The organism is Micromonospora sp. NPDC018662 (genome assembly GCF_044391475.1).
Taxonomy (GTDB): domain Bacteria; phylum Actinomycetota; class Actinomycetes; order Mycobacteriales; family Micromonosporaceae; genus Micromonospora.
Genome location: NZ_JBISAC010000004.1, coordinates 416429 through 431976, shown reverse-complemented (window position 1 = coordinate 431976; position 15548 = coordinate 416429). Strand labels below are relative to the sequence as shown.

Sequence of the window (15548 nt, the reverse complement as noted above, 5' to 3'; positions counted from 1 at the left end):
GATGCCCGCGATCACCGTCGACGACGTCCTCGTCCTGCCCCGCCTGCCGAAGCTCGACGAGTCCACCAGCTACCGCCCGGTCCGCCGGGTGACCACCGCGCCCAGCGGCTACGAGGGCGAGGGCTTCCCGGTCCGCCGCGCCTTCGCCGGGGTCTCGATGACCGATCTCGACCCGTTCATCCACCTCGACCAGATGGGCGAGGTGGACTACGCGCCGGGCGAGCCGAAGGGCACCTCGTGGCACCCGCACCGGGGCTTCGAGACGGTGACCTACATGATCGACGGAATCATGGACCACCAGGACTCGACAGGTGGCGGCGGCACCATCACCGACGGCGACACCCAGTGGATGACGGCCGGCAGCGGCCTGCTCCACATCGAGGCGCCGCCGGAGCAGCTGGTGCTGAGCGGCGGCCTGTTCCACGGTCTCCAGCTCTGGGTCAACCTGCCCCGGGTGGCCAAGATGAGCGCGCCGCGCTACCAGGACATCCGCGGCCGGGAGTCGGCGCTGCTCACCACGCCCGACGGCGGCGGCCTGATCCGGGTGATCGCCGGCGAGATCGCCGGGCACCGCGGGCCGGGCTCGACCCACACCCCGATCACCATCGCGCACGTGACGTTGCAGCCCGGCGCCGAGCTGAGCCTGCCCTGGCGGCCGGACTTCAACGCGCTGGTCTACGTGCTGGCCGGCCGCGGCACGGTGGGCACCGACCGGCAGCCGATCCACCTGGGTCAGCTCGCCGTGCACGGGCCCGGCGACGCGCTGCGGATCACCGCCGACCGGACGCAGGACGGCAACACCCCGGCGCTGGAGCTCTACCTGATGGGCGGCCAGCCGATCCGGGAGCCGGTGGCGCACTACGGCCCGTTCGTGATGAACACCCGGGCCGAGCTGATCCAGGCGGTCGAGGACTTCCAGGCCGGCCGGCTCGGGGTGATCCCGACCGGGCGGTTGCCGCACAGCGACGGTCAGGGCGACCGCCCCTGACCGGGTACGGACGTCGGGCGCTCCGGTTCGCCGGGGCGCCCGGCGCGGCGTCAGGAGACGGCGAAGATCCCGGCCACCCCGAGGATCACCATCAACAGGACCGCCACCAGCGCACCCCGCTCCCCCTCCACCGCCTGGTCACGGTCGTCGGTCACGGTGTTCGTCGTCTCGGCGGGCATGTCGGTGCCTCCTTGGGTTTCGCGATCCAGGGGTCCGGGGTACCCCAGGCGCGTACCGCCGCCGACCTGCTGCGTCGTGGTGCGGGGCCCTGCCGGGGGTCCTACCGTGTGAGGACTGTCATCGACCTCGGGAGGCTGGAACGTGCACCTGCGGGACTGGTTCCTCACCGCACAGGAACGCGCCAACCCAGGGTCTGAGTTACCCGTCTGGACGGATGGAAACCTCGCCGAGCCGCTGATTCACGGGTCCGCGTACTTTGACCGGCTGGTCAGCGAGGTGGAGGCGCTGGGCGAGGGCGACCACCTGTTCTTCACCGACTGGCGGGGCGACCCGGACGAACGGATGCGGCCGGACGGGCCGACCGTGGCCCAGCTGTTCGCGCAGGCCGCCCAGCGCGGGGTGATCGTCAAGGGGCTGGTCTGGCGCTCCCACCTCGACACGCTCTCCTACAGCGAGGCGGAGAACCGCGACCTCAGCGAGACGATCCGCGCGGCCGGCGGCGAGGTGCTGCTCGACCAGCGGGTCCGCCGCGGCGGGTCGCACCACCAGAAGCTGGTGGTGCTGCGCCACCCCGGCGAGCCGGAACGCGACATCGCGTTCGCCGGCGGCATCGACCTGTGCCACAGCCGGCGCGACGACGCGACGCACGCCGGCGACCCGCAGCCGGTGGACATGTCCCCCCGGTACGGCCCCACCCCGCCCTGGCACGACGTGCAGCTCGCGCTGCGCGGCCCGGTGGTCGGCGCGCTGGACACCACGTTCCGCGAGCGGTGGACCGACCCGATGCCGCTGGACTCGGAGAACCCGCTCGCCTACCTGCGGGACCGGCTGCGCGGCTCGGACCTCACCCCGGATCCGCTGCCCGAGCAGCCGGCCGACCCGCCGCCCTGCGGCCCGCACCACGTGCAGGTGCTGCGCACCTATCCGGCGGTGCGCCCGCGCTACTCCTTCGCGCCGGACGGCGAGCGCACCGTGGCCCGCGGCTACACGAAGGCGGTTCGCCGGGCCCGCCGGCTGATCTACCTGGAGGACCAGTACCTCTGGTCCACCGAGGTGGCCGAGCTGTTCGCCCAGGCGCTGCGCGAGCACCCGGAGCTGCACCTGGTGGCGGTGGTGCCCCGCCACCCGGACGTGGACGGCCGGCTGGCGCTGCCGCCGAACATGGTGGGCCGGGAGCAGGCCCTCTCGCTCTGCCACCGGGCCGCCCCGGACCGGGTGCACGTCTTCGACGTGGAGAACCACGAGGGCACGCCGGTCTACGTGCACGCCAAGGTGTGCGTGGTGGACGACGTCTGGGCCAGCGTGGGCAGCGACAACTTCAACCGCCGCTCCTGGACCCACGACAGCGAGCTGTCCTGCGCCGTACTCGACGACACCCGCGACGAGCGGGCGCCCACCGACCCGGCCGGCCTCGGCGACGGGGCCCGGGCCTTCGCCCGGGACCTGCGGCTGCGGCTGTGGCGCGAACACCTGGACCGGGACCCGGACGGGACGCAGGACGACGACCTGCTGGACCCGGCGGACGCGGTGGCGGCGATCACCGCGGCGGCGGACGCGCTGGACCGCTGGCACGCCGACGGCCGCGTCGGTCCCCGCCCGCCCGGCCGGTTGCGGCCGCACCGCCCCGAGCGGCTGCCCTGGCGTACGCGGATCTGGGCGCTGCCCGCGTACCGGTTGGTCTACGACCCGGACGGCAGGCCGCTGCGGGCCCGACGCGCCGGCACCTGGTGACGCGGCGTCGCCTCGTCCAGCGGGTTCGGCCGGGCCGGGTAGGCGAAGGACACCCGGGGCGAGTAGAACCCCCAGCAGACGTGCAGCGGGTTGGCCGGGCGTAGCGCGTGGGCCGGGTGGTCGGGTGCCAGGAACTCCACCGACTCGACCTCGAACGGCGACACCGGCTCGGCCACGTACGGGTAGTCGGTGGCGATCAACTCCCCGTCGCGGCGGGTGAGGTAGCGGTGGTGGCCGCTGTGCGCGGCGGTGCCGGTGTGCCCGACCCGGGCGATGACCCGGATCAGCGGGCGACCGTCGGCCCAGGTCTCGGCGGTCAGCCGCTCGCCCCGCAGCTCCAGCCGGGTCACGCCCTCGGCGGCGGGGGCGCCGCGCGCGGCGGCGTAGTGCCGGACGCGGTCGCTGGAGACCAGGTAGTGCGTCCACCAGCCGCCCGGGGTCTCCCGGTCGGGCGGCGGCAGGTCCGCCAGGGAGACACCGAGGTAGGTGAGTGAGTAGGCCCCGAAGCCCGAGGTCTGCGTCTCGTCGTCGACCACGTACTGGTTGAGGAAGACCTGCCGCTGCGGGTGCGGGCGGAGACCGGCCGGGACCAGCGCCTCGGCCGCGCCCGGGTCCGCGGGGAGCCAGCTGAACAGCAGCGTCCGGGCGTTGATGACGAGTTGCGGCGCGGCGGGATCCAGCACGGTGCCTCCGTAGACGTGTCCCCACGGACGCTACGGGCGGCCCGATCGGCGGGACAACGACAGAAAGTCGACACTCCGTGCCGGCGTTTCCCACCGTTCATGGCCCGATCCGAACCCTTCATACCCCGATGCACCTTAAGTGCATCATACTTTCGGCTGGATTTTTGCTGGCTGATCGGGCTAGGGTTGCTCCCGAACGGACTACTTAAACCTAAACCAAAGCGTCTCTTCTTTTTTCTCCGCGGACGAGGTGCAGGGAGGACCACCATGACCGCCCCGACGACCAAGGCACCCGCGAAGCTCGACCCCCGCTCGCTCACCGACAGCGCCGCCAACCTGCTCGACACGATGGCCGCGCTGCCCGCGAACCACCCCTCGCGGGCCGCCCTGCGCGACCGCGCCATCGAGGCCTGGCTCCCGCTGGCCAACCACCTCGCCCACCGCTACAGCGGCCGGGGCGAGCCCAACGACGACCTGGCGCAGACCGCGGCGATCGGGCTGATCAAGGCGATCGACAAGTTCGACCCGTCCCGCGGCGTCGACTTCGCCGGCTACGCCATCCCGACCATCATCGGTGAGCTGAAGCGCCACTTCCGCGACCGCACCTGGGACATCCGGGTGCCGCGCCGGCTCCAGGAGCTGCGCCTGGCGATCTCCGACGCCAACAGCACCCTGCTCCAGACGCTCGGCCGGTCGCCGACGGTCGCCGACATCGCCGCCCACCTCAAGGTCACCGAGGAGGAGGTGCTGGAGGGCCTGGAGGGCGCCCGCGCCTACAACGCGGTGTCGCTGTCCACCCCGACCGGCGACGGCGAGCGCGCCACCGAACTGGGCGACCTGCTCGGCGGCGAGGACGGCGAGTTCGAGCTGGCCGAGATGCGGGTCGCGCTCGGCCCGGCGCTGGCCACGCTCGACCAGCGTGAGCAGCGCATCCTCACGCTGCGCTTCTACGGCAACCTGACCCAGTCGCAGATCGCCGAGCAGATCGGCGTCTCGCAGATGCACGTGTCCCGGCTGCTGGCGCGGGCGCTGACCAAGCTGCGCGGTCAGCTCGACGGAACGTACTAGCGGGTCGCATCGGGTCGGCGGACCCGGCGGACGATCCACCCGGCCCGGTCGGCGATGCGCCGACCGGGCCGTTCCCTGCGCGGGGGGTGTAAGGCGGGGCCCCCGCTTAACGCATTCGGTATAGGCGGGGCCCCCGCTTAACACCCTTGGTCCGGCAAGACCCCGGCCTCAGCGTCACCAACGGGGCCGCGGCACGCGGCGACGTTAAGCGGGGCCCCCGCCTCTACCGGAAGCGTTAAGCGGGGGCCCCGCCTTACTCGCGTGCGGCGAGGACGGGGGTGGGTGCGAGAGTGGGGGCGTGCTCGCTGACGTTCCCCTCGACCTGCCGGTCCGTCCGGTGCTGCCGGTGCTCGTCGAGGCGTTGCGCGCGGCGGGCGCCGGGGTGCTGGTGGCGCCACCGGGCACCGGCAAGACCACTACCGCGCCGCTCGCCGTCGCCGACGCGGTCGCCGGGCGGGTGGTGATCGCCCAACCCCGGCGGGTGGCCGCCCGGGCCGCCGCGCACCGGATGGCCGCGCTGCTCGGCGAGCGGGTCGGTGACCGGATCGGCTACGCGGTGCGGGGCGAGCGCCGGAGCGGGCCACGGACCCGGGTCGAGGTGGTCACCACCGGCCTGCTGGTACGCCGGCTGCACCACGATCCCGAGCTGCCCGGCGTGGACGCGGTGCTGCTCGACGAGTGCCACGAGCGGCACCTCGACGCGGACCTGGCGTTGGCGTTCAGCGTGCAGGCCCGGGCCCTGCTGCGCCCGGACCTCTGGTTGCTCGCGATGTCGGCCACCCCGCAGGCGGACCGGTTCGCCGCGCTGCTCGGCGGCGACGCGCCCGCGCCGATCGTGCGCGCCGAGGCCGCCCTGCACCCGGTCGAACGGGTGTGGGCGCCGCCACCACGCCCGATCGCCCCACCCGGCGCGGGCCGGGTGGACCCGGCGCTGCTGGACCACGTCGCCGCCACGGTCCGCCGGGCGCTGCGCGAGCGGGCCGGCGACGTGCTGGTCTTCCTACCCGGGGCGGGCGAGATCGCGGCCGTCGCCGGACGGCTGGCCGACCTGCGCGGCACGGTCGCCGTGCTGCCGTTGCACGGCCGGCTGCCCGGCGCCGCCCAGGACGCGGCGCTGGCCCCGCCGCCCGGCACACGAGACGCCGGCCCGGGAACCACCGGCCGGCGGGTCGTACTGGCCACGGCGGTGGCGGAGAGCAGCCTGACCGTGCCCGGCGTGCGGGTGGTGGTGGACGCCGGGCTGAGCCGGGTACCGCGTACCGACCTGGCGCGCGGGCTGGGCGCGCTGGTCACCGTGCCGGTGTCCCGGGCGGCGGCCACCCAGCGGGCCGGCCGGGCCGGGCGGGAGGCGCCGGGCGCGGTCTACCGCTGCTGGTCGGCGGCGACGCACACCCGGCTCGCCCCGCAGCCCGAACCGGAGATCGCCACCGCCGACCTGACCGGGTTCGCACTGGAGCTGGCCGCCTGGGGCACGCCGGACGGCACCGGCCTGGCCCTGCCCGATCCGCCGCCGGCAGCCGCGCTGACCGTCGCCCGGGAGACCCTGGCCACGCTCGGCGCGGTCGACGGAGACGGCCGGATCACCGCCCGGGGGCGGGCGATGGCGTCGGTCGGCGCCCATCCCCGGCTGGCCCGCGCGCTGCTCGACGGCGCGCGGCGGGTGGGCGCCGACCGGGCGGCCGAGGTGGTGGCGGTGCTCGCCGACGAGGCGTCGGGCGGCGCGGGGGACGACCTGCCGGCCCGGTGGCGACGGCTGCGCGCCGGCACCGACCCGGCGGCCACCGGCCGGTGGCGGGCCGAGGTACGCCGGCTGCGCGCCGCCCTGCCCACCCGCACCGCCGACGGCCGGCCGGCACCCGGGGCGACGACCGGCCGAGGACCGCATCGGCCCGCCGGAGAAGCCGACGGCTGGCCGGAACAGCCCGACCGGGAAGCGGGCGGCCGGCCGGAACGCCTGCCCGACGACCTGGCCGCCGGGCTGCTGGCCGGGTTGGCGTACCCGGAACGGTTGGCCCGGGCGCGGCGGGCCGGCGGGTCCGCGTACCTGATGGCCGGTGGGACCGCCGCGGAGCTGGCGGCCGGGTCGGGGCTGGCCGGGTCGACGTGGTTGGCCGTCGCGGTCGCCGACCGCTCCCCCGGCGCGCCGGCCGCCCGGGTCCGGCTGGCCGCGCCGGTCGACGAGGCGACCGCGCGCGAGGCGGGCGCGGCGCTGCTGCGGGACGGGCGGGAGGTCGCCTGGTCCGGCGGTGAGGTGGTGGCCCGGGAGGTGGTCCGCCTCGGTGCGATCGAGCTGGTCGACCGGCCGCTCGCCGCGCCCGAGCCGGCACTGGTCGCGGCGGCGGTGCTGGACGGGCTGCGGCAGGAGGGTCCGGGGCTGCTGCGCTGGACGCCGGAGGCAACCGCGCTGCGCCACCGGCTGGCCTTCTGCCGGCAGGCGCTCGGCGACGACTGGCCGGACGTGTCGGACGCGGCGTTGCTCGCCGCCGCGCCCGCCTGGCTCGGGCCGGAGCTGGCCCGGGCCCGCCGCCGGGCCGACCTGGCCCGGGTCGACGTGGCCGCGGCGCTGCGCCGGCTGCTCGACTGGCGGGCGGCGGCCCGGCTGGACGAGATGGCGCCGGAACGGTTGCCGGCGCCCAGCGGCTCGCGGATCCGGGTGGACTACGCCGACCCGGCCGCGCCGGTGCTGGCGGTCAAGCTCCAGGAGACGTTCGGCTGGCGGGACGTCCCGCGCATCGCCGACGGGCGGGTGCCGGTGCTGCTGCACCTGCTCTCCCCGGCCGGGCGGCCGGTGGCGGTCACCGCGGACCTGGCCTCGTTCTGGCGTAACGGCTATCCGCAGGTGCGGGCGGAACTGCGCGGGCGTTACCCGCGGCACCCGTGGCCGGAGGACCCGACGACGGCCGAGCCGACCCGCCGGGCCAGCCCGCGTCGGCGCTGACCGGTCTCACTCCTCGACGACGTCGGCGATCACCACGGTGATGTTGTCCGGGCCGCCGGCGCGCAGCGCGAGGCCGATCAGCCGGGCCGCGCAGGCGTCCCGTTCCAGGCCCTCGCCCAGCACCTCGGTGAGCGTGTCGGCGCGGACCACGTTGGAGAGGCCGTCGCTGCACAGCAGCCAGCGGTCACCGGCCCGGGGCACCATTGTCGCGTACGCCGGGGAGACCTGGTCGCCCTGCAACGCCTGGGTCACCACGGCCCGGCGGGGGTGGCTGCTCGCCTGGTCGGGGGTGATCAGACCCTGGTCGACCAGCATCTGCACGAACGTGTCGTCGCGGGTGACCTGCTTGAGCACGCCGTCGCGGAACAGGTAGGCCCGGGAGTCGCCGACGTGCGCCAGTGCCAGGCAGGTCCCGGTGCGGGCGAACAGCAGCGCGGTCAGCGTGGTGCCCATGCCCTGGCGTTCCGGGTCCTCCTCGACCGCCTGGCGGATGCCCGCGGTGGCCCGCTCGATGGCGCCCTGGAGCGCGGCGACCAGCGCATGCTCCGGCGTCTCCACGTCCAGCGGGGCGATCGCGTCGATCGCGATGCGGCTGGCCAGGTCGCCGGCCGCCATGCCGCCCATGCCGTCGGCGACCGCGACCAGCCAGGGGCCCGCGTGCTGCGCGTCCTGGTTGCCGCTGCGGATCAGCCCACGGTCGCTCGCTCCGACGGAACGAAGCTTCAGGGTCATGGGACGCAGCCTGCCAGGTCGAGGGCTCGGTTGTCTCTAGGAGATCACCACCATCGTACGTGGCGCGGTGAATCTCACTGCGCGTGGGCGCGTGCCCGCCATCGGGCCGGATCGATTGACAGCGGCGGAACGCGATGGAAACATCGGCCTGATATTGGGAGCGCTCCCAGCTCCCGTCCTCCTCACCATCACCCCCGAGCACGGAAGGAACCCTCCGTGACCCGTTCCCGTCGTCGGCTGGTCGCGCTTGCCGCGACCGCCACCCTGGCGCTCACCGGCCTCACCGCCGGCCCGGCCCTCGCCGAGGTGCCGCCGGACGCCCCCGAGCAACTCCGCAACGGCGACTTCAGCGCCGGCGTCTCCCCCTGGTTCTCCTACGGCACCGGTGAGCTGGCGGTCACCGACGGCCGGCTCTGCACCACGGTCGCCGCCGGCACGGCCAACCCCTGGGACGCCGGCATCGGCCAGGACGCGGTGCCGCTGATCTCCGGCGCCGAGTACGAACTCTCCTTCGACGTCTCCGCCACCCCCGGGGCGGCGCTCAAGGCGGTGCTCCAGCTCGGCAGCGCCCCGTACACCACGTACGCCAGCGTCGACGCCACCGCCACGGCCACCGCGAAGCACGTCACCACCACGTTCACCGCGCCGGCCGACAACGCCGGCGCCCAGCTCATCTTCCAGGTCGGCGGCAGCGCGCAGGCGCAGACGTTCTGCCTCGACAACGTGTCGCTGCGCGGCGGCGAGGCGGCCCCGCCGTACGAGCCGGACACCGGCCCGCGGGTCCGGGTCAACCAGGTCGGCTACCTGCCCGGCGGCCCGAAGCACGCCACCGTGGTCACCGACGCCACCGAGGCGCTGCGCTGGCAGCTCACCTCCGCCGCCGGGTCCGTGGTGGCCAGCGGCGAGACCACCCCGCGCGGGGTGGACGAGGCGTCCGCGCAGAACGTGCAGACCGTCGACTTCTCCGCCTACCGCACGCCGGGCACCGGCTACCGGCTGACCGTCGACGGCGAGACCAGCCACCCGTTCGACATCTCCGGCACGGTCTACGACCGGCTGCGCGCCGACTCGCTCCAGTTCTTCTACGCCCAGCGCAGCGGCATCGCGATCGACGGCGACCTGATCGGCGAGGAGTACGCCCGTCCCGCCGGTCACCTCGACGTCGCCCCCAACAAGGGCGACACCGACGTGCCGTGCCAGCCCGGCGTCTGCGACTACAAACTGGACGTGCGCGGCGGCTGGTACGACGCCGGCGACCACGGCAAGTACGTGGTCAACGGCGGCATCGCCACCTACCAGCTCCTCAACGCGTTCGAGCGCACCAAGACCGCGGAGACCGCCGACGGCGGCGCGGCGCTCGGCGACGCCACGCTGCGGGTGCCCGAGCGCGGCAACGACGTGCCGGACGTGCTCGACGAGGCCCGCTGGGAGCTGGACTTCCTGCTCCGCATGCAGGTGCCGGCCGGCAAGCCGCTGGCCGGGATGGTCCACCACAAGATCCACGACCAGAACTGGACCGGCCTCCCGCTCGCCCCGCAGGACGACCCGCAGCCGCGCGAGCTGCACCCGCCGTCCACCGCCGCCACGCTCAACCTGGCGGCCGTGGCGGCCCAGTGCGCGCGGCTGTTCGCCCCGTACGACGCCGCGTTCGCGGCCCGCTGCGGCACGGCCGCGAAGACCGCGTACGCGGCGGCCAAGGCGCACCCGGCGATCTACGCCTCGGCCACCGACGGCACCGGCGGCGGCGCGTACGAGGACAACAACGTCAGCGACGAGTTCTACTGGGCCGCGGCCGAGCTGTGGCTGACCACCGGCGACAAGGCGTACCTGGCCGACGTCACCGGCTCGCCGCTGCACACCGCCGACGTGTTCACCCCGAACGGCGCGTTCGGCTGGCAGAGCGTGGCCGCGCTGGGCCGGCTCGACCTGGCCACCGTGCCGAACACGCTGCCGGCGGCGGAGAAGACCCGCATCCGCGCGTCGATCACCACCGCCGCGGACCGCTACCTGGCCACGATCGCCGACCAGGCGTACGGGCTGCCGCTGCCCGGCACCGCCGACGCGTACGTCTGGGGCAGCAACAGCAACATGGTGAACAACGCGATCGTGCTGGCCACCGCGTTCGACCTGAGCCGGAACGCGAAGTACCGGGACGGCGCGGTGCAGAGCGCCGACTACCTGTTCGGCCGCAACGCGCTGAACATGTCCTACGTGACCGGTTGGGGCGAGCAGAACGCCCACAACCAGCACAGCCGGATCTTCGGCCACCAGTTGAACCCGGACCTGCCGAACCCGCCGGCCGGCTCGCTCGCCGGTGGGCCGAACGCCGCCCTCCAGGACCCGTACGCGGCGAACCTGCTCGCCGGCTGCGCGCCGACGTTCTGCTACGTCGACGACATCAACTCGTACTCGACCAACGAGGTGGCGATCAACTGGAACTCGGCACTGGCCTGGCTCGCCTCGTTCCTGGCCGACCAGGGTGACGCGGCGGCCGTGCCGGCGCCCACCTGCGCGGTCACCTACACCACGCACGGGAGCTGGCCGTCCGGCTTCACCACCCAGGTGACGGTGCGCAACACCGGCACGTCGGCGGTGAACGGGTGGAGCCTGCGGTGGGCCTTCACCGGCGACCAGAAGGTCAGCCAGTCCTGGTCGGCGCAGGTCACCCAGAGCGGCGCCACGGTCACCGCGAAGAACCTGCCGTGGAACGCGAAGCTGGCCCCCGGCGCCAGCACCACGTTCGGCCTGAACGGCACCTCGGCCGGTGGCCCGAATCCCAACCCCACCCTGATCACCCTGAACGGCCGGGCCTGCACGGTCTCCTGACCCGTCACCCGCTCTGTCGATCATGGAGTTGTGGCGCCCAGGATGTCGCTTCAACGGCTTCCGTCTGGTGCCACAACTCCATGATCGGGTTCGTCGCCACATTCGGGAGCCCATTCGCAACTGACCGGACCCCGGGTACGGTCCGCAGATGGCGTATCTGCTCCTAGCGCTCGCGATCACGGCCGAGGTGGTCGGCACCAGCCTGCTCAAGGCGAGCGACGGCTTCACCCGGCTCTGGCCCACGATGGGTCTGGTGGCGTGCTACCTGGCCGCGTTCGGGCTGCTCGCCCTCGTGGTCCGGGACGTTCCGGTCGGGGTGGCGTACGCGATCTGGTCCGGGCTGGGCACCGCCGCCATCATGGCGGTCGGCGCGGCGTTCCTAGGCGAGCCGCTGAGCGTGCCGAAGGTGGTCGGGGCCGGGCTGGTCATCGCCGGCGTGGTGGTGCTCAACCTCGGCGGAGCGCACTGAGCAGCCGGAGCTGACCGATCTCGGCCACGTTCTTCATCAGCTCGACGTTGACCCAGCCGACCAGGTGCGCCACCGTGAGCCCGGCGTCCGACGCCCACGGGAACGCGGCAGGCCGCGCCAGGTCATCGGCGGCCAGGCGGTCGAGTGTGTCCGTCCACTCCGCCCGTAGGCCACGCAGCCAGGCGATGGTCTCCTCCCCCGGCCCGGGCCACACCACGTCGTCGCGCTGCCGCGCCGGCCGCCGGCCGAGGTGGTCACCGGCGACCGACCACCACCACCCGAGATGCCAGGTGAGCCACCCGATCGTGGGCACCGGGACCGGGTCCGGCTCGATGTCGGCCCAGTCGGGACGCCAGGTGCCGTCCGCGTCGCGGCGCATGGTCCAGCAGCACGCGGCCGGCTCCCAGAGGAAGTCGACCGGTTCGAGCCGGTCGAGGTGGTAGTCGAACAACGACCAGATCAGGTCGAACTGCCAACGCGTCGGAACAGCGGCGGGGACGGGCACCCGGCGAGCCTGGCACGGCAGGCCGTACCGGTCGACCGGTTAACCCGCCGCCGGTCGGTTCAGGCGACCGGCCGGCGCATCGCGACCCGATCGGCCGGGTCGAGCCCGAGCGCCACCTCGGCCGCGAGCAGCCCGGCCAGCCCCGGCGTCAGCTCCGCCGCGGTCAGTTCCCGGAAGCCGCAGCGCGCGTAGTAGGGCCCGTTCCACGGCACCGACCGGAACGTGGTCAGCGTCGACGCCGGCAGTCCTTCCGCCGCCGCCCACCGCGTCACCTCGTCGAGCAGGCCCCGTCCGATGCCCCGCCGGGCGTACGCCGGATCCACGCTGAGTTGCTGCACGTGCGCGGCCCCGTCGACGAGGTCGACCAGCGCGAACGCGATCGGGCGGTCGGCCGCGTCGACCGCGACCGGCAGTCGGCCGGCGCGCTGCCCGGCGGCCAGCGCGGCCAGCGGCAGCGGTGGCATGTCGGCCACCAGGTGCATGCCGATCTCCCGGAACGGGGCGCCGGAGGCCACCTCGATCCGCTGGATCTCGGTCAGTTCGTCGGCGCGGGCGTTTCTGCTGCGGTGTGCCACGGCGCCGACGCTGGCAGAGCGGGCGCCGGGACGCGAGCGGTTTTCGGCGTACCCTGCACCGGTGGCCCTCCCCCTGCCGTCCGGCGACTTCCGCGCGTACCTGTTCGACTGCGACGGCACGATTGTCGACTCGATGCCGGTGCACCACCGCGCCTGGTGCGCGGCGCTGGCCGAGTGGGGCGCCGAGTTGCCGGAGGAGCTGTTCTACGCCTGGGGCGGCCGGCCGGTCGCCGACATCGTCGTCGATCTCAACCGCCGGCACGGTCTGACCATGCCGGTCGAGGCGGTGGCCCGCCGCCGGGAGGAGCTGTTCCAGGAGCTGCTGCCCGGCGTGACGGCCGTGCCCGAGGTGCTGGCGCACATCGAGGACGCGCACGGGCGGGTGCCGTTCGCGGTCGTCTCCGGCAGCACCCGGGAGTCGGTGACCGCCTCGCTCACCGCGCTGGGCCTGCTCGACCGGTTCGACACGCTGGTCTGCGCCGAGGACTGCACGCGGCCCAAGCCGGACCCGGAGGGCTACCTGCTGGCCGCCCGACGGCTCGGCATCGAGCCGGCCGGCTGTCTCGTCTTCGAGGACACCGATCTCGGCGTGGCGGCCGCGACGGCGGCGGGCATGGCGTCGGTCCGGGTGCCGCATCCCCGGGAGCGCGCGGCCAGCCGATGACCGACCCGGGAGTTGCGGGCGGCAAGGACGAACACGCTGCGTTATGACTCCCTCAAAGAGTGCGCCTTCGAATGCCATGACTCACAGTCATAATTATGACTGTGAGTCATGGCGCTCTCCACGACACGGTCTTGCTGGCGGCGACACGCCCGAGCGGGCGGTACGCCGAAGGACGCCAATGCCGACCGATGTGACAGGCGTCGCGCCGTCCCGGGCTTCGGCACGGACCGCCCGCGCCTAGCGTCGGTGCCATGACCGTCAATGCGGACGCAGTGCTCGCCGAGGGCTCGGCGGCCGGGCCCGTCCGGCGCCGATGAGGGGTGTCCCGCCGCCCGGCCCGCTGCGCACGCTGGCGTCCGCCACCCTGGCCAACACCATCGGCACCGGGCTCTGGCTGGCTGGCGGCGCGCTGTACCTGACCCGCGACGTCGGCCTCTCCGCCGCCTCGGTGGGCGCCGGGTTGACCGTCGCCGGCCTGGTCGGGCTGACCGCCAGCGTGCCGTTGGGCGGGCTGGCGGACCGGTGGGACCCGCGTACGCTGCGCGCCGTGCTCCAGGTGGGCCAGGCGCTCGCCGCGACGGCGTACCTGCTCGTCGACTCGCTGACGGCGTTCCTGGTGGTGGCGGTGCCGGAGGCGCTGCTGGCCACCGGCAACCTGGCGGTCCGGGCGGCGCTGGTCGCCGCGATCGGTGGCCCGACCGGGCGGGTGCACGCGTTCGCCACCCTGCGTGCGGTGGCCAACCTGGGCATCAGCGTCGGCACCGCGCTGGCCGGGATCGCGCTGGCGGCGGACACCCACCGGGCGTACCAGGTGCTGGTGGTCGGCAACGCGGCCACCTATCTGCTCTCGGCGGCGCTGCTGCTCCGGTTGCCGCCGCAGCCACCGGCCGCCGCACGACGGCCGACCGACGCCGCACGACGGCCGACCGACACCGCACGACGGCCGACCGACGCCGCACGACAGGCGGCCGACGCAGCGCCCAGGGCGACGGACGTGGCGCGGCGCGGCGGGCCGCTGCGGGACGGCTGGTTCCTGGCGGTGAGCGGCGCGTCCGCGGTGCTCGGCACGCACGTGACAGTGCTGGTGCTGGTCGTGCCGCTGTGGACGGTCGGCCCGGCCGGCGCGCCGCCGCCGGTGGTGTCGGCGGTGCTGCTCACCAACACGGTGCTCACCGTGCTGCTGGCGGTACGGCTGAGCCGGGGCGCGGACACCGCCGCGCCAGCCGCGCGCAAGCTGCGCCGGGCCGGGCTGGTGCTGGCCGCCGCGACCCCGGTCTACGCGGTGACCGGCGGCCTGCCGGTGTTCCCGGCGGTGGCGCTGCTGCTGGCAGCGACCGCGGTGTGGACGGTGGGCGACCTGTGGCACGGCGCGGCCGGCGCGGGCCTCGCCTACGACCTGGCCCCACCCGGCGCGATCGGCGCCTACCAGGGGGCGGACGGGCTGCTCGCCGGGCTGGCCCAGGCGCTCGGCCGGGGCCTGCTGACGCTGCTGGTGCTGGGCGGCGGCGGGGTGGGCTGGCTGGTGCTCGGCGCGCTGTTCGCCGTCGTCGGGCTGGCCGCCCCGGCGCTGGTCCGCCGCGCGGTGGCGAGCCGGCCGGCGCCCACCGGAGAACCGACCGGGCAGCCGGTCGCACCCGGGTAGCAGGATGACGGGATGACCGAGCGGGGAAGCATCACCATCCGACCCGGCGGGCCGGCGGACGCGCCCACCGTGCTGCGGCTGTTCGACAGCGCGATCGCGTGGCTGGCCGCACGCGGCCGGCCCGAGCAGTGGGGCGTCGACCCGGTCTCGACCGACACGCGCCACATCGCCCGGGCCGACGCCTACGCTCGCGGCGGCGGCCTGCACCTCGCCGAGATTGACGGCGCCGTCGTCGGTGCGCTGGTGGTCGGCGACGCGACGGAGCACGTGCCGCCGGCCACCGAACCGGAACTCTACGTCAACCTGTTGGTCACCGACCGGGCGTACGCGGGCCGTGGGATCGGCGCGCGACTGCTGGCGTACGCGGCGGAACTGGCCCGCGACCGCGGGCTGGGCCTGCTGCGGGTGGACTGCCACCGGAGCGAGGACCGGGCGCTGGTGCGCTTCTACGAGGGCTGCGGCTTCACCGCGACCGACCCGTTCACGGTGACCCGGCCGGGTCGGCCGCCGTGGCCGGGGCAGGTGCTGGCCCGCCGGCTCGGCTGAG

14 protein-coding genes are annotated in these 15548 nt (G+C 74.7%); 9 read left to right on the top strand and 5 right to left on the bottom strand.

Translation table 11 applies throughout. The features are described from left to right. The first annotated feature begins 1 nt into the window (after window position 1). Window positions 2-988 carry a pirin family protein gene (locus ACH495_RS15475; protein ID WP_396858380.1) on the top strand — a complete coding sequence of 329 codons (987 nt, stop codon included), beginning with the start codon at window positions 2-4 and terminating at the stop codon, window positions 986-988. Between the two features lie 50 nt (window positions 989-1038). Here ACH495_RS15475 and ACH495_RS15470 read toward each other — a convergent pair whose 3' ends face one another. Beyond that, entirely contained in the window at window positions 1039-1167 is a 129-nt protein-coding gene (locus ACH495_RS15470) for a hypothetical protein (RefSeq protein WP_255292629.1), read from the bottom strand. 142 nt (window positions 1168-1309) lie between these two features. On the opposite strand from ACH495_RS15470, the gene ACH495_RS15465 reads away from it, so the two are divergent. After that, window positions 1310-2899, top strand: coding sequence for a phospholipase D family protein (locus ACH495_RS15465; protein WP_396858379.1), 1590 nt, complete (start codon window positions 1310-1312; stop codon window positions 2897-2899). Here ACH495_RS15465 and ACH495_RS15460 read toward each other — a convergent pair. Further along, a complete protein-coding gene (locus tag ACH495_RS15460; RefSeq protein WP_396858378.1) occupies window positions 2848-3582 on the bottom strand; it encodes a hypothetical protein in 735 nt (244 codons plus the stop codon). The genes ACH495_RS15465 and ACH495_RS15460 overlap by 52 nt on opposite strands. A 267-nt stretch (window positions 3583-3849) precedes the next feature. Between ACH495_RS15460 and ACH495_RS15455 the strand changes: the two genes are divergently transcribed. Both ACH495_RS15455 and ACH495_RS15450 read left to right on the top strand, forming a co-directional pair. Beyond that, entirely contained in the window at window positions 3850-4650 is an 801-nt protein-coding gene (locus ACH495_RS15455; RefSeq protein WP_396858377.1) for a SigB/SigF/SigG family RNA polymerase sigma factor, read from the top strand. A gap of 298 nt (window positions 4651-4948) precedes the next feature. Further along, window positions 4949-7588, top strand: a complete 2640-nt coding sequence (locus ACH495_RS15450; protein ID WP_396858376.1) for an ATP-dependent RNA helicase — start codon at window positions 4949-4951, stop codon at window positions 7586-7588. Window positions 7589-7594: 6 nt separating this feature from the next. On the opposite strand, the gene ACH495_RS15445 is transcribed toward ACH495_RS15450, so the two are convergent. Continuing rightward, complete coding sequence (locus ACH495_RS15445) at window positions 7595-8320, bottom strand: PP2C family protein-serine/threonine phosphatase (protein ID WP_396858375.1); 726 nt, start codon at window positions 8318-8320, stop codon at window positions 7595-7597. A gap of 216 nt (window positions 8321-8536) precedes the next feature. Here ACH495_RS15445 and ACH495_RS15440 point away from each other — a divergent pair, with 216 nt between their 5' ends. Together ACH495_RS15440 and ACH495_RS15435 are read left to right on the top strand one after the other, a co-directional pair. After that, window positions 8537-11146, top strand: a complete 2610-nt coding sequence (locus ACH495_RS15440) for a glycoside hydrolase family 9 protein (RefSeq protein WP_396858374.1) — start codon at window positions 8537-8539, stop codon at window positions 11144-11146. A 148-nt stretch (window positions 11147-11294) separates the two neighbouring features. Next, window positions 11295-11615 (top strand): DMT family transporter, encoded by a 321-nt coding sequence (locus ACH495_RS15435; RefSeq protein ID WP_396858373.1) that lies wholly within the window; start codon window positions 11295-11297, stop codon window positions 11613-11615. On the opposite strand, the gene ACH495_RS15430 is transcribed toward ACH495_RS15435, so the two are convergent. Further along, window positions 11593-12120 carry a DinB family protein gene (locus ACH495_RS15430; RefSeq protein WP_396858372.1) on the bottom strand — a complete coding sequence of 176 codons (528 nt, stop codon included), beginning with the start codon at window positions 12118-12120 and terminating at the stop codon, window positions 11593-11595. The genes ACH495_RS15435 and ACH495_RS15430 overlap by 23 nt on opposite strands. Window positions 12121-12179: 59 nt before the next feature. Next, complete coding sequence (locus ACH495_RS15425; protein ID WP_396858371.1) at window positions 12180-12695, bottom strand: GNAT family N-acetyltransferase; 516 nt, start codon at window positions 12693-12695, stop codon at window positions 12180-12182. Between the two features lie 61 nt (window positions 12696-12756). Between ACH495_RS15425 and ACH495_RS15420 the strand changes: the two genes are divergently transcribed. From ACH495_RS15420 to ACH495_RS15410, 3 genes are all read left to right on the top strand, one after another. Beyond that, a complete protein-coding gene (locus ACH495_RS15420; RefSeq protein WP_396858370.1) occupies window positions 12757-13359 on the top strand; it encodes an HAD family hydrolase in 603 nt (200 codons plus the stop codon). Between the two features lie 313 nt (window positions 13360-13672). Continuing rightward, window positions 13673-15001, top strand: coding sequence for an MFS transporter (locus ACH495_RS15415; RefSeq protein WP_396858369.1), 1329 nt, complete (start codon window positions 13673-13675; stop codon window positions 14999-15001). Window positions 15002-15013: 12 nt separating this feature from the next. Then, window positions 15014-15547 (top strand): GNAT family N-acetyltransferase, encoded by a 534-nt coding sequence (locus ACH495_RS15410; protein WP_396858368.1) that lies wholly within the window; start codon window positions 15014-15016, stop codon window positions 15545-15547. Window position 15548: the final 1 nt, after the last annotated feature.